16 protein-coding genes are annotated in these 19,831 nt (G+C 56.1%); all 16 read left to right on the forward strand.

The window, feature by feature from the left end; translation table 11 throughout:
* Window positions 1-64 precede the first annotated feature (64 nt).
* The 16 genes from gyrA to AD664_RS11130 all read left to right on the forward strand — a co-directional run bounded on the left by gyrA (window position 65) and on the right by AD664_RS11130 (window position 19,823).
* A complete protein-coding gene (gene gyrA / locus AD664_RS11055) occupies window positions 65-2,728 on the forward strand; it encodes a DNA gyrase subunit A (RefSeq protein ID WP_053146536.1) in 2,664 nt (887 codons plus the stop codon).
* Between the two features lie 222 nt (window positions 2,729-2,950).
* Entirely contained in the window at window positions 2,951-4,036 is a 1,086-nt protein-coding gene (gene serC, locus AD664_RS11060) for a 3-phosphoserine/phosphohydroxythreonine transaminase (protein ID WP_042728090.1), read from the forward strand.
* Window positions 4,036-5,130, forward strand: coding sequence for a prephenate dehydratase (gene pheA / locus AD664_RS11065; protein WP_053146538.1), 1,095 nt, complete (start codon window positions 4,036-4,038; stop codon window positions 5,128-5,130). The genes serC and pheA overlap by 1 nt, the downstream gene beginning before the upstream one ends.
* A gap of 12 nt (window positions 5,131-5,142) precedes the next feature.
* Window positions 5,143-6,255, forward strand: a complete 1,113-nt coding sequence (hisC, locus tag AD664_RS11070; protein WP_053147051.1) for a histidinol-phosphate transaminase — start codon at window positions 5,143-5,145, stop codon at window positions 6,253-6,255.
* A gap of 28 nt (window positions 6,256-6,283) precedes the next feature.
* Complete coding sequence (locus tag AD664_RS11075) at window positions 6,284-8,491, forward strand: bifunctional prephenate dehydrogenase/3-phosphoshikimate 1-carboxyvinyltransferase (protein ID WP_053146540.1); 2,208 nt, start codon at window positions 6,284-6,286, stop codon at window positions 8,489-8,491.
* The gene (gene cmk, locus AD664_RS11080; RefSeq protein WP_053146542.1) at window positions 8,488-9,177 is read left to right on the forward strand and encodes a (d)CMP kinase; all 690 of its coding nucleotides are present in this window, start codon (window positions 8,488-8,490) and stop codon (window positions 9,175-9,177) included. The genes AD664_RS11075 and cmk overlap by 4 nt, the downstream gene beginning before the upstream one ends.
* Window positions 9,178-9,297: 120 nt before the next feature.
* Window positions 9,298-10,992: a 30S ribosomal protein S1 gene (gene rpsA, locus AD664_RS11085; protein ID WP_042728079.1), complete on the forward strand. Its 1,695-nt coding sequence runs from the start codon at window positions 9,298-9,300 to the stop codon at window positions 10,990-10,992.
* A gap of 197 nt (window positions 10,993-11,189) precedes the next feature.
* Window positions 11,190-11,468: a hypothetical protein gene (locus AD664_RS11090; RefSeq protein ID WP_053146543.1), complete on the forward strand. Its 279-nt coding sequence runs from the start codon at window positions 11,190-11,192 to the stop codon at window positions 11,466-11,468.
* A 144-nt stretch (window positions 11,469-11,612) separates the two neighbouring features.
* Window positions 11,613-11,909 carry an integration host factor subunit beta gene (gene ihfB, locus AD664_RS11095; protein WP_003199243.1) on the forward strand — a complete coding sequence of 99 codons (297 nt, stop codon included), beginning with the start codon at window positions 11,613-11,615 and terminating at the stop codon, window positions 11,907-11,909.
* Between the two features lie 20 nt (window positions 11,910-11,929).
* Window positions 11,930-12,154 carry a lipopolysaccharide assembly protein LapA domain-containing protein gene (locus tag AD664_RS11100; RefSeq protein ID WP_053146544.1) on the forward strand — a complete coding sequence of 75 codons (225 nt, stop codon included), beginning with the start codon at window positions 11,930-11,932 and terminating at the stop codon, window positions 12,152-12,154.
* Window positions 12,155-13,723: 1,569 nt separating this feature from the next.
* Window positions 13,724-14,704, forward strand: a complete 981-nt coding sequence (locus AD664_RS11105; protein WP_053147052.1) for an NAD-dependent 4,6-dehydratase LegB — start codon at window positions 13,724-13,726, stop codon at window positions 14,702-14,704.
* 11 nt (window positions 14,705-14,715) lie between these two features.
* Window positions 14,716-15,873, forward strand: a complete 1,158-nt coding sequence (locus tag AD664_RS11110; protein WP_053146545.1) for a LegC family aminotransferase — start codon at window positions 14,716-14,718, stop codon at window positions 15,871-15,873.
* Window positions 15,863-17,023 (forward strand): UDP-N-acetylglucosamine 2-epimerase, encoded by a 1,161-nt coding sequence (gene neuC / locus AD664_RS11115; RefSeq protein WP_053146549.1) that lies wholly within the window; start codon window positions 15,863-15,865, stop codon window positions 17,021-17,023. The genes AD664_RS11110 and neuC overlap by 11 nt, the downstream gene beginning before the upstream one ends.
* Complete coding sequence (neuB, locus tag AD664_RS11120; protein WP_053146550.1) at window positions 17,020-18,105, forward strand: N-acetylneuraminate synthase; 1,086 nt, start codon at window positions 17,020-17,022, stop codon at window positions 18,103-18,105. The genes neuC and neuB overlap by 4 nt, the downstream gene beginning before the upstream one ends.
* Window positions 18,102-18,767 (forward strand): acetyltransferase, encoded by a 666-nt coding sequence (locus AD664_RS26975; protein ID WP_256207095.1) that lies wholly within the window; start codon window positions 18,102-18,104, stop codon window positions 18,765-18,767. Before neuB ends, AD664_RS26975 begins: the two co-directional genes overlap by 4 nt.
* Before the next feature lie 9 nt (window positions 18,768-18,776).
* A complete protein-coding gene (locus AD664_RS11130; protein ID WP_053146552.1) occupies window positions 18,777-19,823 on the forward strand; it encodes a nucleotidyltransferase family protein in 1,047 nt (348 codons plus the stop codon).
* Window positions 19,824-19,831: the final 8 nt, after the last annotated feature.

Raw genomic sequence — 19,831 nt, forward strand, 5'->3', positions numbered from 1 at the left:
GCGAGCTTCGTTCGTCCTATCTGGATGTGACGAGGTTTCACCAGAAAAAGGAATCAGGCTTCTCATGGGCGAACTGGCCAAAGAAATCCTACCGGTCAATATCGAAGACGAGCTGAAACAGTCCTACCTCGACTACGCAATGAGCGTGATCGTCGGGCGGGCGCTGCCGGATGCGCGCGATGGCTTGAAGCCCGTGCACCGGCGCGTGCTGTACGCGATGAGCGAACTGGGCAACGACTTCAACAAGCCGTACAAGAAATCCGCCCGTGTCGTCGGTGACGTGATCGGTAAGTATCACCCTCACGGTGACACCGCCGTGTACGACACCATCGTTCGGATGGCCCAGCCATTTTCCCTGCGCTACCTGCTGGTAGACGGCCAGGGCAACTTCGGTTCGGTGGACGGCGACAACGCCGCGGCCATGCGATACACCGAAGTGCGCATGACCAAGCTGGCCCACGAGTTGCTGGCCGACCTGCACAAGGAAACCGTGGACTGGGTGCCGAACTACGACGGCACCGAGATGATCCCGGCGGTCATGCCGACCCGTATCCCCAACCTGCTGGTCAACGGCTCCAGCGGTATCGCCGTAGGCATGGCGACCAACATCCCGCCGCACAACCTCGGTGAAGTCATCGACGGTTGCCTGGCCCTCATCGACAATCCCGAGCTGAGCGTCGATGAGTTGATGCAGTACATCCCCGGCCCCGACTTCCCGACCGCCGCGATCATCAACGGGCGTGCCGGCATCATCGAAGCCTACCGCACCGGTCGTGGGCGCATTTACATGCGTGCCCGCTCGACCGTCGAGGACATCGACAAGGTCGGCGGCCGCCAGCAGATCGTCATCACCGAGCTGCCGTACCAACTGAACAAGGCCCGCCTGATCGAGAAGATCGCCGAGCTGGTCAAGGAAAAGAAACTCGAAGGCATCACCGAGCTGCGTGACGAGTCCGACAAGGACGGCATGCGCGTCGTGATCGAGTTGCGTCGCGGCGAAGTACCCGAGGTGATCCTCAACAACCTCTACGCCCAGACCCAGCTGCAAAGCGTGTTCGGCATCAACATCGTTGCGCTGATCGACGGTCGTCCGCGGATCCTGAACCTCAAGGACCTGCTGGAAGCCTTCGTGCGTCACCGCCGCGAAGTGGTCACCCGCCGGACCGTGTTCGAGCTGCGCAAGGCTCGTGAGCGTGGTCACATCCTTGAAGGCCAGGCCGTCGCCCTGTCGAACATCGACCCGGTGATCGCCCTGATCAAGGCTTCGCCAACCCCGTCGGAAGCCAAGGAAGCGCTGATCAGCACCCCTTGGGAGTCCAGCGCGGTGATGACCATGGTCGAGCGCGCCGGCGCCGATTCCTGCCGCCCGGAAAACCTCGATCCGCAATACGGCCTGCGTGACGGCAAGTACTTCCTGTCCCCGGAGCAGGCCCAGGCCATCCTGGAACTGCGCCTGCACCGCCTGACCGGCCTGGAGCACGAGAAACTGCTGGCCGAGTACCAGGAGATCCTCAACCAGATCGGCGAGCTGATCCGCATCCTCAACAGCGCCACGCGCCTGATGGAAGTGATTCGCGAAGAGCTGGAAGTGATCCGCGCCGAGTACGGCGATGTGCGCCGCACCGAGATCCTCGACGCACGCCTGGACCTGACCCTGGGTGACATGATCCCGGAAGAAGACCGCGTGGTGACCATTTCCCACGGCGGCTACGCCAAGACCCAGCCGCTGGCTGCCTACCAGGCCCAGCGCCGCGGCGGCAAGGGCAAGTCGGCGACAGGCGTCAAGGACGAGGACTACATCGCCCACCTGCTGGTCGCCAACAGCCACACCACGCTGCTGCTGTTCTCCAGCAAGGGCAAGGTGTACTGGCTCAAGACCTACGAGATCCCCGAGGCCTCCCGTGCCGCCCGTGGCCGTCCGCTGGTCAACTTGTTGCCGCTGGACGACGGTGAGTACATCACCACCATGTTGCCGGTCGAGGAGTACACCGAAGGCCACTACATCTTCATGGCGACCGCCAACGGTACCGTCAAGAAGACCCCGCTGGAATCCTTCAGCCGCCAGCGCAGCGTCGGCTTGATCGCCCTGGAGCTGGACGAGGGCGACGTACTGATCTCCGCTGCCATTACCGACGGCGAGCGCGAGGTCATGCTGTTCTCCGACGGTGGCAAGGTGACACGCTTCAAGGAATCCGATGTCCGCGCCATGGGCCGTACCGCCCGCGGTGTGCGCGGCATGCGCCTGCCAGAAGGGCAGAAGCTGATTTCCATGCTGATCCCGGAAGAAGGCAGCCAGATCCTCACGGCTTCGGAGCGCGGCTATGGCAAGCGCACCGCCATCAGCGAGTTCCCCGAGTACAAGCGTGGCGGCCAGGGCGTCATCGCCATGGTCAGCAACGAGCGTAACGGCCGTCTGGTCGGCGCGGTCCAGGTGCTCGATGGCGAGGAGATCATGCTGATCTCCGACCAGGGCACCCTGGTGCGTACGCGGGTCGACGAGGTGTCGAGCCTGGGTCGTAACACCCAGGGCGTGACGCTGATCAAGCTGGCCAGCGATGAAACGCTGGTAGGGCTGGAGCGGGTCCAGGAACCATCGGAAGTCGAAGGCGAGGAGCTGGAAGGCGAGGATGACGTGGCGTTCGACGGCACGCTCGGTGCCGATGTCGACGATACGGCTGGCGATCAGTCGCTGGATGCCGCCGCAGACGAAGAAGAACCGCAGGACTAAGCGGACACGCAGGGGGCGGATGAAGATTCGCCCCCTTGTTGTTTGTCCCTTTTGAAAATTTGCGACACTGCGCATTCTCCTTGTGGGAGCGGGCTTGCTCGCGAATGCGGTGTCTCAGTCGACATTTAAATGGCTGACATACCGCATTCGCGAGCAAGCCCGCTCCCACAGGGGGGCAGAACACAAGATTTATGTGACCACCAGATCAGAGCGAGATTGGATGTGAGCAAGAGAGCCTATAACTTCTGTGCCGGCCCGGCGGCGCTTCCTGAAGCGGTCCTGAAGCGCGCCCAGGGTGAACTTCTCGACTGGCATGGCAAGGGCCTGTCCGTCATGGAAATGAGCCATCGCAGCGATGAGTTCGTGTCCATTGCCACCAAGGCCGAGCAGGACCTGCGTGATCTGCTGAACATCCCGTCCAACTATAAAGTGTTGTTCCTGCAAGGCGGCGCCAGCCAGCAGTTCGCCCAGATTCCGCTGAACCTGCTGCCGGAAAACGGCAAGGCCGACTATATCGACACCGGTATCTGGTCGCAGAAGGCCATCGAAGAAGCTTCGCGCTACGGCCACGTCAATGTTGCAGCCACCGCCAAGCCCTATGATTATTTCGCCATTCCCGGCCAGAACGAATGGAACCTGTCCAAGGACGCGGCCTACGTGCATTACGCGCCGAACGAAACCATCGGCGGCCTGGAATTCAACTGGATCCCGGAAACCGGCGACGTGCCGCTGGTCGCCGACATGTCCTCGGACATCCTCTCGCGCCCGGTGGACGTGTCCCGTTTCGGCATGATCTACGCCGGTGCCCAGAAGAACATCGGCCCGAGCGGCATCCTGGTCAGCATCATTCGCGAAGACCTGCTGGGCCGCGCCCGTTCCCTGTGCCCGACCATGCTCAACTACAAGGTCGCGGCGGACAACGGCTCGATGTACAACACGCCGCCGACCCTGGCCTGGTACCTGTCCGGCCTGGTGTTCGAATGGCTCAAGGAGCAGGGCGGTGTCGAAGCCATCGGCAAGCTCAACGAAGTGAAGCAGCGCACGCTGTATGAGTTCATCGATGCCAGCGGCCTGTACAGCAACCCGATCAACAAGACCGATCGTTCCTGGATGAACGTGCCGTTCCGCCTGGCCGACGACCGTCTCGACAAGCCGTTCCTGGCGGGTGCCGACGAGCGTGGCCTGTTGAACCTCAAGGGCCATCGCTCGGTGGGTGGCATGCGCGCTTCCATCTACAACGCCGTGGACATCAACGCCGTCAATGCGTTGGTGGCCTACATGGCAGAGTTCGAGAAGGAACATGGCTGATGTCTGAACAGGAACTCAAGGCGCTGCGCCTGCGCATCGACGCCCTGGACGAAAAGGTCCTGGAGCTGATCAGCGAGCGCGCGCGCTGCGCCCAGGAAGTCGCCCGGGTGAAAATGGCGTCGCTGGCGGAAGGCGAAGTGCCGGTGTTTTATCGTCCTGAGCGTGAAGCGCAGGTGCTCAAGCGGGTCATGGAGCGCAACAAGGGCCCGTTGAGCAATGAAGAGATGGCGCGGCTGTTCCGCGAGGTGATGTCCTCGTGCCTGGCGCTTGAGCAGCCGCTGAAAGTCGCCTACCTGGGCCCCGAAGGCACCTTCACCCAGGCCGCGGCCCTGAAACACTTCGGCCACGCGGTGATCAGCAAGCCCATGGCGGCCATTGACGAAGTCTTCCGCGAAGTGGCGGCCGGCGCGGTGAATTTTGGCGTGGTGCCGGTGGAAAACTCCACCGAAGGCGCGGTCAACCACACGCTGGACAGCTTCCTGGAGCACGACATGGTGATCTGCGGCGAAGTCGAGCTGCGCATCCACCATCACCTGCTGGTCGGTGAAAACACCAAGACCGACAGCATCAGCCGGATCTATTCCCACGCCCAGTCGCTGGCCCAGTGCCGCAAGTGGCTGGATGCTCATTACCCGAACGTCGAGCGCGTGGCGGTCTCCAGCAACGCCGAAGCGGCCAAGCGGGTCAAGGGCGAATGGAATTCGGCGGCGATTGCCGGCGATATGGCGGCCGGCCTCTACGGATTGACTCGCCTAGCCGAGAAAATCGAGGATCGCCCGGATAACTCCACGCGGTTCCTGATGATCGGCAACCAGGAAGTGCCGCCGACCGGCGACGACAAGACATCGATCATCGTTTCCATGAGCAACAAGCCCGGCGCGCTCCATGAGCTGTTGGTGCCATTCCATGACAATGGCATCGACCTGACCCGTATCGAGACGCGTCCGTCGCGCAGCGGTAAATGGACCTACGTGTTCTTCATCGATTTCGTCGGCCACCACCGCGATCCGCTGGTCAAAGGTGTGCTTGAGAAAATCAGTCAGGAAGCAGTGGCACTCAAGGTGCTGGGTTCCTACCCCAAGGCAGTTCTTTAAGGGCGGATGCAAATGAGTGGCAACTTCCTCGCACTGGCGCAGCCAGGCGTGCAACAACTCTCGCCTTACGTTCCGGGCAAGCCTGTGGACGAGTTGGCTCGCGAGCTGGACCTGGACCCGGCCAGCATCGTCAAGCTGGCGAGCAACGAAAACCCGCTGGGCGCAAGTCCCAAGGCGTTGGCGGCGATCCGTGACGAACTGGCCGAGCTGACCCGTTATCCCGATGGCAACGGCTTTGCCTTGAAAAGCCTGCTGGCCGAGCGCTGTGGCGTAGAGCTGAACCAGGTGACCCTGGGCAACGGCTCCAACGACATCCTCGAGCTGGTGGCCCGCGCCTACCTGGCGCCGGGCCTCAATGCGGTGTTCAGCGAGCACGCGTTCGCGGTTTACCCGATCGCGACTCAGGCGGTCGGTGCCGACGCCCATGTGGTGCCGGCCAAGGCGTGGGGGCACGATCTGCCGGCGATGCTGGCGGCCATTGACGCCAACACCCGAGTAGTCTTCATCGCCAACCCGAACAACCCGACCGGCACCTGGTTCGACGCCCAGGCCCTGGACGACTTCCTGCAGGACGTGCCGGAGCACGTGCTGGTGGTGCTGGACGAGGCCTATATCGAGTACGCCGAAGGCAGCGACCTGCCTGATGGCCTGGATTTCCTGGCGGCCTACCCGAACCTGCTGGTTTCGCGCACGTTCTCCAAGGCCTATGGCCTGGCGTCGCTGCGGGTCGGCTACGGTTTGTCCACGGCCGTGGTGGCCGATGTGCTGAACCGCGTGCGCCAGCCGTTCAACGTCAACAGCTTCGCGCTGGCCGCGGCCTGTGCCGCGTTGCAGGACGAGGAATACCTGGCGCAAAGCCGTCGTCTCAATGAGGCCGGCATGCAGCAGTTGGAAGCCGGTTTCCGCGAATTGGGCCTGGACTGGATCCCCTCGAAAGGTAATTTCATCTGCGTCGACCTCGGGCGTGTCGCCGCCCCGGTGTTCCAGGGGTTGTTGCGTGAGGGCGTGATCGTGCGTCCGGTGGCCAACTACGGCATGCCGAACCACTTGCGCATCACCATTGGCCTGCCGGCGGAGAACAGTCGTTTCCTGGAGGCGTTGAGCAAGGTCCTGGCTCGTGGTTGATGTCACTTCATTGCAACCTGCTGTTCCTATGATCGGGCGCCTGGTGGTGGTTGGCCTGGGGTTGATTGGTGGTTCGTTTGCCAAGGGATTGCGCGAAAGTGGCCTGTGCCGGGAGGTGGTCGGCGTTGACCTGGACCCGCAGTCACGCAAGCTGGCGGTCGAGTTGGGCGTGGTGGATCGCTGTGAAGACGACCTGGCGGTCGCCTGCCAGGGCGCGGACGTGATTCAGTTGGCGGTGCCGATCCTGGCCATGGAAAAACTGCTGGCGCGCCTGGCGACCATGGACCTGGGGCGCACCATCCTCACGGATGTCGGCAGTGCCAAGGGCAATGTCGTGCGGGCGGCCACCCTGGCGTTCGGCGGGATGCCGGGGCGCTTTGTGCCGGGGCACCCGATTGCCGGTTCCGAGCAGAGTGGGGTGGAAGCCTCCAACGCCGAGCTGTTTCGCCGGCACAAGGTGATCCTGACGCCGCTGGAAGAGACCGATCCGGCTGCGCTGGCGGTGGTGGACCGCCTGTGGCGCGAGCTGGGCGCCGACGTCGAGCATATGCAGGTCGAGCGCCACGATGAAGTCTTGGCCGCCACCAGCCATTTGCCGCACCTGCTGGCGTTCGGGTTGGTGGATTCATTGGCCAAACGCAATGAAAATCTTGAGATCTTCCGTTACGCTGCCGGCGGTTTCCGCGATTTCACGAGAATCGCCGGTAGCGACCCGGTCATGTGGCACGACATCTTCCTCGCCAACCGCGAAGCTGTCCTGCGCACACTCGATACATTTCGCAGCGATCTCGACGCCTTGCGCGACGCGGTCGATGCAGGGGACGGGCACCAATTGCTGGGCGTTTTCACACGCGCCAGGGTGGCCCGCGAGCATTTCAGTAAAATCCTGGCCCGTCGGGCCTATGTGGACGCTATGAACTCCAACGATCTGATTTTCCTGGCACAACCTGGTGGCTCCCTGAGTGGGCGTATTCGTGTACCGGGCGATAAATCGATTTCCCACCGCTCGATCATGCTCGGCTCCCTGGCCGAAGGCGTGACCGAGGTGGAAGGCTTCCTCGAAGGCGAAGACGCCCTGGCGACGCTGCAGGCGTTTCGCGACATGGGCGTGGTCATCGAAGGTCCGCACCACGGTCGCGTGACCATCCACGGTGTCGGGCTGCATGGCTTGAAGCCAGCTCCTGGGCCGATCTACCTGGGTAACTCCGGGACGTCGATGCGCCTGCTGTCCGGCCTGCTGGCCGCGCAGGATTTCGACAGCACGCTGACCGGTGATGCCTCGCTGTCCAAGCGCCCGATGAACCGCGTGGCCAACCCGTTGCGGGAAATGGGTGCGGTCATCGAGACGGCTGCCGAAGGTCGTCCACCGATGACCATTCGTGGCGGCAACAAGCTCAAGGGGCTGACCTACACCATGCCGATGGCCAGTGCGCAGGTGAAGTCCTGCCTGCTGTTGGCTGGTCTCTACGCCGAAGGCAAGACCACCGTGACCGAGCCTGCGCCTACTCGTGATCACACCGAGCGCATGCTGCGTGGCTTCGGCTACCCGGTTACCGTCAACGGCGCCACGGCGTCGGTCGAGTCCGGCAGCAAGCTGACCGCGACCCATATCGAAGTCCCCGGCGATATCTCGTCGTCGGCGTTCTTCCTGGTGGCGGCGTCCATCGCCGAGGGTTCTGAGCTGGTGCTCGAACATGTGGGCATCAATCCGACCCGCACCGGCGTGATCGACATCCTGCGCCTGATGGGCGCCGACATCACGCTGGAGAACCAGCGTGAAGTGGGCGGTGAGCCGGTGGCGGACCTTCGCGTAAGAGCGGCTAAACTCAAAGGTATCGAGATTCCGGAGGCCCTGGTTCCGCTGGCCATCGACGAGTTCCCGGTGCTGTTCGTGGCCGCTGCCTGTGCTGAAGGCCGCACAGTGCTGACCGGTGCTGAAGAGCTGCGGGTCAAGGAATCAGATCGTATCCAGGTGATGGCCGACGGCCTGCTGGCCTTGGGCGTGAAATGCCAGCCGACACCGGACGGCATCATCATCGACGGCGGCCAGATCGGCGGCGGCGAAGTCCATGGTCACGGCGATCACCGCATTGCCATGGCTTTCAGTGTCGCATCGTTGCGCGCCAGCGCGCCGATTCGCATTCATGACTGCGCCAACGTCGCCACGTCGTTCCCGAATTTCCTGGCGCTGTGCGCACAGGTCGGCATTCGAGTAGCACAAGAGGCGCAGTCGTGATCATCAAGGCACCGGTCATCACCATCGATGGCCCGAGCGGTTCGGGCAAGGGCACCGTGGCCGGGATCCTGGCCAGGCAACTGGGCTGGAACCTGCTGGATTCGGGTGCCTTGTATCGTCTGCTGGCATTCGCCGCGGCGAACCATGGCGTCGACCTGACCAACGAGGAGTTGCTCAAGACGTTGGCTGCGCACCTGGATGTCCAGTTCATCGCAGCCACCGATGGCCAGTTGCAGCGCATCATCCTGGAAGGCGATGAAGTCAGCGATGTCATTCGCACCGAAAGCGTGGGGGCCGGGGCTTCCCAGGTGGCTGCGCTGCCGGCGGTGCGCGAAGCGTTGCTGCAACGCCAGCGTGCTTTCCAGGAGCTGCCGGGGTTGGTGGCCGATGGTCGTGACATGGGCACGGTAGTATTTCCTGAAGCGCCCTTGAAGATTTTCCTCACCGCCAGCGCGGAGGAGCGGGCTCGTCGTCGATATTTGCAGTTGAAGGGCAAAGGCGAGGATGTTAGTCTGTCGAGTCTGCTAGATGAGATCCGTGCACGCGACGAGCGTGACACCCAGCGCGCAGTGGCCCCGCTCAAGCCGGCGGCCGATGCGATACAGCTGGATTCCACGGAGTTGTCCATCGATCAGGTGTTGCAACGCATCATGAGCGAAATCGCACTGCGCGATCTCGCCGGGTGACCAGGAAGCTCTGCAGGGGACCAGTCATAGTCCTGCGGTGCTTCTTCTATATGAAACTAACCCACACCGTCTGGGGTGTGGAGCCGGGCGTATCCTTCGCCCCAATCATCAGGAATTAAAATGAGCGAAAGCTTTGCGGAACTCTTTGAAGAAAGCCTAAAAACCCTGAACCTTCAGGCTGGCTCCATCATCACCGGTGTTATCGTCGATATCGATTACCAGGCTCGCTGGGTAACCGTTCACGCTGGTCTGAAGTCTGAAGCACTCATCCCGCTTGAGCAGTTCTACAACGACGCTGGCGAACTGAACATCAACGTCGGTGACGAAGTTCACGTTGCGCTGGACTCGGTTGAAGACGGCTTTGGTGAAACCAAGCTGTCCCGTGAAAAAGCCAAGCGTGCTGAATGCTGGATCGTTCTGGAAGCGGCTTTCGCAGCTGAGGAAGTGGTCAAGGGCGTTATCAACGGTAAGGTTAAAGGCGGCTTCACTGTCGACGTTAACGGCATCCGTGCGTTCCTGCCAGGTTCCCTGGTTGACGTCCGTCCAGTGCGCGACACCACGCACCTGGAAGGCAAAGAGCTGGAATTCAAGGTCATCAAGCTGGACCAGAAGCGCAACAACGTTGTCGTTTCCCGTCGCAGCGTCCTGGAAGCCGAAAACTCCGCCGAGCGTGAAGCTCTGCTGGAATCGCTGCAGGAAGGCCAGCAGGTCAAGGGTATCGTCAAGAACCTCACCGACTACGGCGCATTCGTTGATCTGGGCGGCGTCGATGGCCTGCTGCACATCACCGACATGGCTTGGAAGCGTATCAAGCATCCTTCGGAAATCGTCAACGTTGGCGACGAGATCGATGTCAAGGTTCTGAAGTACGATCGCGAGCGCAATCGTGTTTCCCTGGGCCTGAAGCAACTGGGTGAAGACCCATGGGTTGCTATCAAAGCCCGTTACCCAGAAGGCACCCGCGTCACCGCTCGTGTTACCAACCTCACCGACTACGGCTGCTTCGCTGAGCTGGAAGAAGGCGTTGAAGGCCTGGTACACGTTTCCGAAATGGACTGGACCAACAAGAACATCCACCCTTCGAAAGTCGTACAAGTCGGCGACGAAGTGGAAGTCATGGTTCTGGACATCGACGAAGAGCGTCGTCGTATCTCCCTCGGCATCAAGCAGTGCAAGTCCAACCCATGGGAAGACTTCTCTGGCCAGTTCAACAAGGGCGATAAAATCTCCGGCACCATCAAGTCGATCACCGATTTCGGTATCTTCATTGGTCTGGACGGCGGCATCGACGGCCTGGTTCACCTGTCCGACATTTCCTGGAACGAAGTGGGCGAAGAAGCCGTACGCCGTTTCAAGAAGGGCGACGAGCTGGACACCGTTATCCTGTCGGTTGACCCAGAGCGCGAGCGCATCTCCCTGGGTATCAAGCAACTGGAAAGCGATCCGTTCTCCGAGTACGTTCAAGAGAACGACAAGGGCGCAATCGTTAAGGGCATCGTGAAAGAAGTTGACGCCAAAGGCGCCATCATCACTCTGGCCGACGATATCGAAGCGACTCTGAAAGCCTCCGAAATTAGCCGTGACCGCGTTGAAGACGCGCGCAACGTCCTGAAGGAAGGCGAAGAAGTAGAAGCCAAGATCATCAGCGTTGACCGCAAGAGCCGCGTAATCCAGCTCTCGATCAAGTCGAAAGACGTTGAAGACGAGAAAGAAGCTATCCAAAGCCTGCGCGACAAGCCAGCTTCGGACAGCGTCGCTGCTGGTCCTACCACTCTGGGCGACCTGCTGCGTGCACAAATGGAAAAACAGAACTGAGTTCTGTTAGACCATAGAAAAAGGGCGACTTCGGTCGCCCTTTTTTGTGGCCGCGATTTGCCTTGGTTTCTTAAGGAGGGGTTTCACGTTGGCCATGAAACCTATCCCTTAATAAAACTGTCTCTTTTGTTATGCAGATCAATCATCTATATAACGACTAAGGGTTGCCTTGAGGTGCTGGGGTGATAGGGATTTGAATGAACAGACTCTTTCTCGTGCTGTTGGTTGCGGCCCTGGCAGGTTGCTCTACCAGTGCAAAGACGCATGCCGTGCGTGGTGTCAGTGGTATCGAGGTTGACTGCTCGGGGTTGGGTTCGGGCTGGGAAAAGTGCCAGAAACGGGCGACGAAGGAATGCAAGGGGGCGGGCTACAAGGTGATTACCCGATCCGATGACGCCAGGGACGACGACCAATATCCCTTCGGCTTCAATCCGGCAGGCTACCTGACTCGCACGATGCTAGTCATGTGTCGTTAGCGCCTGAAATGACGCCCATCTGCCCAAGAAAGGGGCAGGCTGAGCTTGTAGGCGATATGTCAATACTTGGGCTGTTCAAAAACCTCAGGGCATGCTAAAACCTTTGAAGCGCTGATCTAGCTGCTTGAAAAAGAAGGGAAAAATATGACGAAGTCGGAGTTGATCGAACGAATTGTCACCCATCAAGGGCTACTCTCATCCAAGGATGTAGAGCTGGCCATCAAGACAATGCTTGAACAAATGTCCCAATGCCTGGCGACTGGAGATCGTATCGAGATCCGTGGCTTCGGCAGCTTTTCCCTGCATTACCGCGCTCCTCGGGTGGGTCGCAACCCCAAGACCGGTCAGTCCGTCAGCCTCGACGGTAAATTCGTCCCTCATTTCAAGCCGGGCAAGGAGCTCAGGGATCGTGTCAACGAGGAGGAAGGCGATGAGCTTTGATGTTGGGCGAAGGGGGTTGAATGCGGAACTTTAAGCGATTGGCCCTTGTCGTAGCTGCGCTGCTCATGGCCTCAGCGATCATCCTGTTCGTACTGGAAAATACGCAGCCTGCTACGCTGCTATTTTTGGGCTGGTCCGCCCCGCAACTACCTGTTTCAGTTTACGTGTTGCTGGCGTTGCTCGCCGGTATGATGCTGGGACCGTTGCTTGCATGGTTCATTGGGATGCGTCGACGGCTGAAGTAATGGATGTCTGGGTCTCGCATGCTTCGTTTTTTAATCGGATTTATCTTCCTTCATTGTGCGGTCCTTGCGCAAAAATTGCCGCTCGATCGTTCGTATGAGCGCACCTCCCGTTAACTGACAATAAAAGGGGGGGGTAAGGATGCGTTGGAGTTTCGATTGCTGTGCAAGGTGACGACCGTGCTGACGTGTGAGCAGGGGCTTGCGCGTCAGTGAAACGGCTGCAATGAAATTGTTTAAGAGTGTCACTTCAAAGGCCTCCGTGAGAGCTTGTAATCTGGAGCAGCGAATCGCCAGTTTGCATAAAACCGCGCGGGCACTCCGCAATGAAATTATTCAGCGGCTTCGTGAGGCGTTGAAAATTGCCAAGACGATTGGCTTGATTGCTCAATAGTCAACTCTGCAGCGACCGTTGATATGATCGTTAACACTGCTAATAAGATGGGTGATCAGTGAGCCAGCACAGCTCTGATGTCTGGAGTCGAAGTGTTGGGTTCAGGCCCTCCAATGATGTGTCTATATTCAATTGCCGTTCGTTGATCCTGAAGCATTTTTATTTACCGACAGGGCGGCAGCATAGAGGATGCCTGAAAGTCTGCTCAGGCTAAGTTTGGCGCTGATCTTGGCTTCTGGCGCTATCGAGGTCTGATCTTGGGCGGCTCTATAGCTTTATCTCGATTTTTTTTATCGAAGTCAATAGTCATTTATAAGTGCTTGTAATTTACAGATTGACTATCTTGCTGATGGGAGAGTCTGTACCAGTTGAGTGCGCGTGCTTTTTTAATTTCGGTGAAGTTGTTGCTCGACTCTCGTATACATCAAAAACGGCTTAAAGCTGTGGATGTTGGCGAACCGAGTTCAGGTGTTGCCAATCGATTAGATTTGTGCTGGGTGCTGCCTCAATTACGTCCTTTGGTGATATGACCTTCCCGCGCATAGGTAAAAACCATTTCCCCAATGGCCTGGCCTCGCTATCATTGCGGTTGCCAGCGAACCGTGCTCCGATGAACGAAGGATATGAGCGGGACGACGAGGGTAGGCCTAATTGCGGCAGAAGGTTGTGATGGGGCCTGATGCGATGCTTTTGAATGGGCAACTCCAGGGAATCAATGTCGTGTGAGGAGCTCATCATATGCCAGGAAGGCTCGTTTCAATGCACCGTGGAGCTGGCTGTAATCGGCTCGACGGACCAGCGGAGCGCCAATTTAGGCCAGATGACTGTCGCCGGCAGCCGGGAAAATCATCTAGGCGGGCGTTAGGTAACAAATTTTTCAAAGCGACGGATAGGCTACGAGGCGGAGGGAGTTGCATCATGAGTATTGAGAAAATTTGGGCGGCTCCTCGTCGGCAAAAGGCCTGCGCTCTTAATCTGTCCCCGAGACAGTTGTACTTGTCAATTTTTTTGTTTTGGGCGATGCAGACTATAATGTCGATATTCCGTCCGAGAAAAAATTAGATTTCGAGCCAGTGGCATACCCATTGGGTTGCTTGGACTAAAGAATTGACAAGCTAAAAGCTGAAAAATAAAGCTGCTTATACTGATTTAAATACTCAACCATGCTGAGGTGGAAATTGAATAGAGTTTTAGTAACGGGCGCCGACGGATTTATTGGTTCCCATTTGGTTGAGTTGCTGGTGCAGGAAGGTTACCAGGTAAAGGCGCTGTCCCAATATAATTCGTTTAACTATTGGGGTTGGTTGGAGAATATCAACTGCCTCGATAAGGTGGAAGTTGTTAGTGGTGATGTGAGGGATCCGCATTTCTGCAAGCATATCACTAAAGATATTGATATTGTTTTTCATCTTGCGGCATTGATTGCGATTCCATATTCGTATGTTGCACCTGATAGTTATGTGGATACCAATGTAAAAGGTACATTGAATATTTGCCAGGCGGCACTCGAAAATAAAGTCAAGAGGGTGATTCATACTTCGACCAGTGAGGTTTACGGCACCGCTCAGTATGTGCCTATTGATGAAAAGCATCCTCTGCAAGCTCAGTCACCCTACAGTGCTTCGAAAATTGGTGCCGACGCGATGGCCATGAGCTTCTTCAATGCTTTCGATTTACCGTTGACTATCGCCAGGCCGTTCAATACCTACGGGCCTAGGCAGTCGGCCAGGGCAGTTATTCCTACCATCATCACTCAAATCGCAAGTGGTCAAAAGCAGATCAAGCTGGGTGATGTTTCCCCGACACGTGACTTTAACTATGTGGCTGATACCTGCCGGGGATTCTTGCAACTGGCCCGTTGCCAAGAGGCCATTGGTCAAACAGTCAATATCGGTTCAAACTACGAAATCTCTGTGCGCGATACGCTCGAACTTATCAAGAAACTGATGAATAGTGATGTGGAGTTTTTGACTGAAGACCAACGTATGCGCCCAGAAAAATCGGAAGTTTTCAGATTGTGGTGTGATAATACCAAAATTAATAAGTTGACCGGTTTCGTGCCGAATTATTCTATTTCCGAAGGCTTGCAGCAGACAATCGACTGGCTTCTCATTCCCGAAAATTTGGCTAAGTATAAAGCTGATATTTATAACGTGTGAGAGGAGGTTCCATGTTCGATTCATTGATTAAGTTCGTGCGTGACGAGTACGCTACCAAGGATTTCATTCCGCTGCATGCACCTGTCTTCAATGGTCATGAGCGCGATTACGTAGTGGAAACAATTGAATCTACATTTGTATCGAGCGTGGGTGCCTTTGTTGATCGATTCGAAAAAGACATGGCTTCCTATACAGGAAGCCCACGGGCGACGGCCACGGTAAATGGTACGGCAGCACTTCACACGGCGCTTATTCTGGCTGAGGTAAGGCAAGGTGATCTCGTCCTGACCCAAGCGTTGACTTTCGTCGCGACGTGCAATGCCATCGCTTACTGCGGTGCCATGCCTGTATTCATTGACGTTGACCTGCATACCCTCGGCTTTTCTCCATCGGCAATGAATGCCTGGCTCCAAGAAAATGCTTATCTAGATGATCAGGGACTTTGTCGCACCAGAACCACTCAACAAGTTATCCGCGCCTGTTTGCCCATGCATACATTTGGGCATCCAGTGGATATAGATGAACTGGTTAGAGTTTGCCAACAATGGAACATAACGTTGGTTGAAGATGCGGCGGAATCGCTCGGAAGCCTTTATAAAGGACAGCACACTGGTACTTTTGGTGCATTAGGGGTCCTTAGCTTCAATGGTAATAAAATTATTACCACAGGCGGCGGGGGCGCTATTCTGTCAAATGAGACACTTGGCGTTAAAGCTAAACACTTGACGACGACGGCGAAGCAACCTCATGCCTATGAGTACGTCCACGACGAATTAGGTTTCAATTATAGATTACCTAATCTGAATGCAGCACTAGGCTGTGCTCAGTTGGAGCAAATCGACGCATTCGTTTCAGCCAAGCGTGAATTGGCATCCCGCTACGCCTCGTTGTTGGCTGATAGTGAATTGACTTTTTTTGAAGAACCACCCGAATGCCGTTCAAACTATTGGTTGAATACGGTTATTTGTGAATCGGTCGAACGCCGTGATGCGCTTCTTAAAGCGACTAACGATAAAGGTGTAATGACTCGTCCTATTTGGAAGTTGATGTGCCATCTGCCGCTATACAGTCAGTGCATGAAGGGGGATCTGACTAATTCGCTGTGGTTGGAGTCGCGTGTCGTGAACTTGCCAAGTAGCGTATTGCCGGAGTTTCAGCGTGGTCAGTAAGGTAGCGATTTTTACTGGTACAAGGGCTGAATATGGTCTTTTGTACTGGCTGATCAGGGATATAAAAGATAATCCCGCCTTGGATCTACGGCTCATCGTAAGTGGCATGCATCTGTCCCCTGAGTTTGGCGAGACTTGGAAGCAGATCGTTCTTGATGGATTTGAGATCGATGCGAAGGTCGAAATGCTGTTGTCTTCTGATACAGCGGTTGGCGTTGTCAAGTCAATGGGGTTGGGATTATTAGGTTTTGCCGAGGCCTTGGAGCGAATAGCGCCTGATGTACTAGTGGTACTCGGAGATCGGTTCGAGGCGCTGGCCGTAGTGCAAGCCGCACTGATCATGAAAATTCCGGTGGCTCATATCCATGGAGGAGAAATAACCGAAGGAGCCTATGACGATGCCATTCGGCATGCAATAAGCAAGATGTCCATACTGCATTTTGTAGCGGCTGAACCCTATAGGCAGCGTGTGATTCAGATGGGTGAAGACCCAGTACGAGTATTTAATGTTGGTGCAATCGGTCTGGATCATGTGAAACGCGGGGAGTTTTTATCCCTCGAGGCGCTGTCCCAAAGCCTCTATTTCAAGATCGTAAGCCCCTTTATGCTGGTGACCTATCATCCGGTTACCTTGGCCGAGGAAGACCCTGAGCAGAGTTTTTGCGCCTTGTTGGATGCATTGGATTCATTTCCAGATCGACAGGTGATCATTACTTACCCCAACGCTGACAACGGCGGTCGTCGCATAATATCGCTTATTGAAAAATATGCTGCTGCTAATGTTGGCAGGGTGCTTGCGATTCCCTCACTTGGTTTTAAGCGCTATTTGAGCACGTTGCGATATGCGAGCGTCGTGGTCGGTAACTCGTCAAGCGGAATTATCGAGGTGCCTTCATTTGGCTTACCTACTGTCAATATTGGCTCGCGGCAGAGAGGGCGGTTGGCTGCTGAAACCGTCATCCATTGTGACCCTGTTACCGACGCAATTCGCCAAGCTATCACTCTTGCGTTGTCGGAGGAGTTTTCGGGTAAGTGTAAACACGCAGAAAATCCCTATGGGCAAGGTGAGGCCAGTCAGAAAATCGTGCAGCAGTTGATAAAATTTGACGGCAGTACTTCAAAAAAATTCTATGACTTGGATTTACTATGAAAAGTGGCTCGCAAGGTGTCTACGTAATTGCAGAAGCAGGTGTTAACCATAACGGACAACGGGACTTAGCTTTGGCACTTGTTGAGGCAGCCGCCGTATCAGGCGCGGATGCGGTGAAGTTCCAGACGTTCGATGCCGTCAAGCTGGCGTCCAAGCACGCGCCAAAGGCTGCTTATCAGGTCTCGAACACCGCCAACAATGAATCTCAGCTAGCGATGTTGAAGAAGCTCGAGCTGCCTAAGGAATGGCATCAGGATATACAGCAACATGCTCGAAGTCTCGGAATCGAGTTTCTTTCAACCGCTTTTGATACAGAGAGCTTGGATTTTCTAAGCCATCTAGGCATGCCTTTTTTCAAGGTGCCGTCTGGAGAATTGACTAACGGCCCGTTGCTTTGGCAATTTGCACACACACACAAACCGTTGATCCTGTCCACAGGAATGGCAACGCTCAGTGAGGTTGAGCAGGGCTTGGCCATTGTTACTCATGCCCTGGCCTATGACCGTGAGCCACAGAACATGGATGAGGTTTGGCGTTCCTGGAGCGTTGCGGAAAACAGGCATAAATTGCTTGGACACGTGACCTTGCTTCATTGCACATCGCAATACCCCACTCCTTGGGCCGAGGTCAATTTAAGAGCGATGGATACACTCGCAAATGCTTTTGGCCTTGAAGTTGGATATTCGGATCATACGGAAGGTGCGCTGGTCTCCATTGCCGCGGTTGCAAGGGGGGCCAAGGTCATTGAAAAGCATTTTACCCTTGACCGGACTCTACCGGGTCCTGATCACAAGGCTTCCCTTGAGCCTGATGAACTCAAAAGTATGATCAATGATATTCGTGCTTTGGAACAGGCTATTGGCAATGCATGCAAGGCTCCGCAAGCAAGCGAGTGGGATACGCGCAAGGCCGCGCGACAACAGGTGGTGGCAAGTCGTCCAATAGCAAAAGGGACTGTGATGTCCCGTGAGGACCTTACTACGGCTCGCAGTGGTGGCGGTTTGCCGGCTACTGAGCTATGGGGGTTGATCGGGAAAGTCAGTGTGCGCGATTACGCGATGGGCGAGGCTTTCGAAAAGTGAAGCCCGCTAAGACTATCAAGGCAGTTGTGTTGATTGGTGCAGGAGGACATGCCAAGGTTCTCCTGTCGTTAGCGCTATCAGCGGGTTTTGATGTCATCGGCGTATGCGCTCCCGAGTTTAAATCAAGAGAGACGAAGGAGTGGCGTGGCGTGGAAGTGCTGGGTGACGATAGTTCTCTTGAGCAGTTAGATCCTACCGAAGTCGGTCTTATTAACGGGATTGGCCAAGTTATCCACAATAGAGTCCGAGAGAGGATCTTCACGCGTTACCGAGCCAAGGGATTTGATTTTCCTGTACTGATTCATCCCTGTGCTTCGGTGGATGCCACTGCAAACTTGGGTCAAGGTGTCCAAGTGATGGCAGGTGCTGTCGTACAAGCTGACTGTGACATCGGTGAAAATACAATCATAAATACTCGGGCGAGCATTGATCATGACTGTAACGTCCACGCTAATGTCCATATTGCACCCGGTGCAATCGTGTGCGGGGGGGCAACCATTTGCGAAGGAGCGTTCGTTGGCGCCGGTGCTACCATCATTCAGTCGTTGATCGTAGGCGAAAACGCTGTGGTTGGAGCTGGTTCTGTACTGGCGAGGTCGTTACCAGCTGATTGCATATCGTTAGGTACCAAACCTCATATTACCCAACGACTAAAGAATTAAGAGGCAAGAATGAAACAGTGGCAGTTGACGCTTGTTAGTCCAGACATCGCTATGGAAGAGGCGATCGCTACGCTCGATCGCGTTGCGATGCGTATAGTTCTGGTAGTAGATGACCAACAAAATCTCTTGGGTACCGTGACCGACGGAGACATTAGGCGGGCACTACTGAAAAAACTGCCGCTCAATGGTCCTATCAAGAACATTATGTGCTTGTCCCCGAAGACAGCTCGTCAGGGTTGGACGAAGGCTCGTATCCTTTCCATAATGGAACAGTACAAGCTTCTTCAACTTCCGGTGCTGGATGATCAGGGCAAAGTAATTGGGCTTGAGACCTTGCATGATCTTCTCGATAAGCCGCGCCGTGATAACCCCGTGTTTCTCATGGCGGGTGGTTTCGGCACACGATTGAGACCGCTGACCCATAATTGTCCCAAACCCTTGCTCAAGGTCGGCGATAAGCCAATTTTGGAACTGATCCTGGAGCGCTTCATAAACTCGGGTTTCCATCGGTTTTATATCTCGACTCATTACATGCCAGAGATGATTAGAGATTATTTCGGTAACGGTAGCCAATGGGGTGTCAGCATTACCTATATCCATGAGGAGGTTCCTTTGGGCACTGGTGGAGCGCTGGGCCTGCTTCCTCATGATGAAATAGATATGCCGCTTTTCATGATGAACGGGGATTTGTTGACCACCTTGAATTTCCAGAACCTATTGGAATTTCATGAAGCGCACAATGGCGCAGCCACGATGTGCGTAAGGGAATTTGAGTATCGTGTCCCCTACGGCGTAATTCAAAGCGAGGGGCATAGAATAGTCTCAATGGTTGAGAAACCGGTTCAACACTTTTTCATCAATGCAGGAATCTACTTACTGTCACCGGAATTGGTGAAAAGCGTTCCGCCTGGTGAGCGTATCGATATGCCTACGTTGCTGGAAAAAGAAATTGAGTTCAAGCGAAATGTAAATATGTTTCCTGTGCATGAGTACTGGCTTGATATAGGTCGTATGGAGGATTTTCAACGGGCCCAAAGCGAATTTTTGAGCTTGTAAATGCTCTG

It is taken from the genome of Pseudomonas sp. P97.38, assembly GCF_001269745.1.
GTDB lineage: Bacteria > Pseudomonadota > Gammaproteobacteria > Pseudomonadales > Pseudomonadaceae > Aquipseudomonas > Aquipseudomonas chlororaphis_E.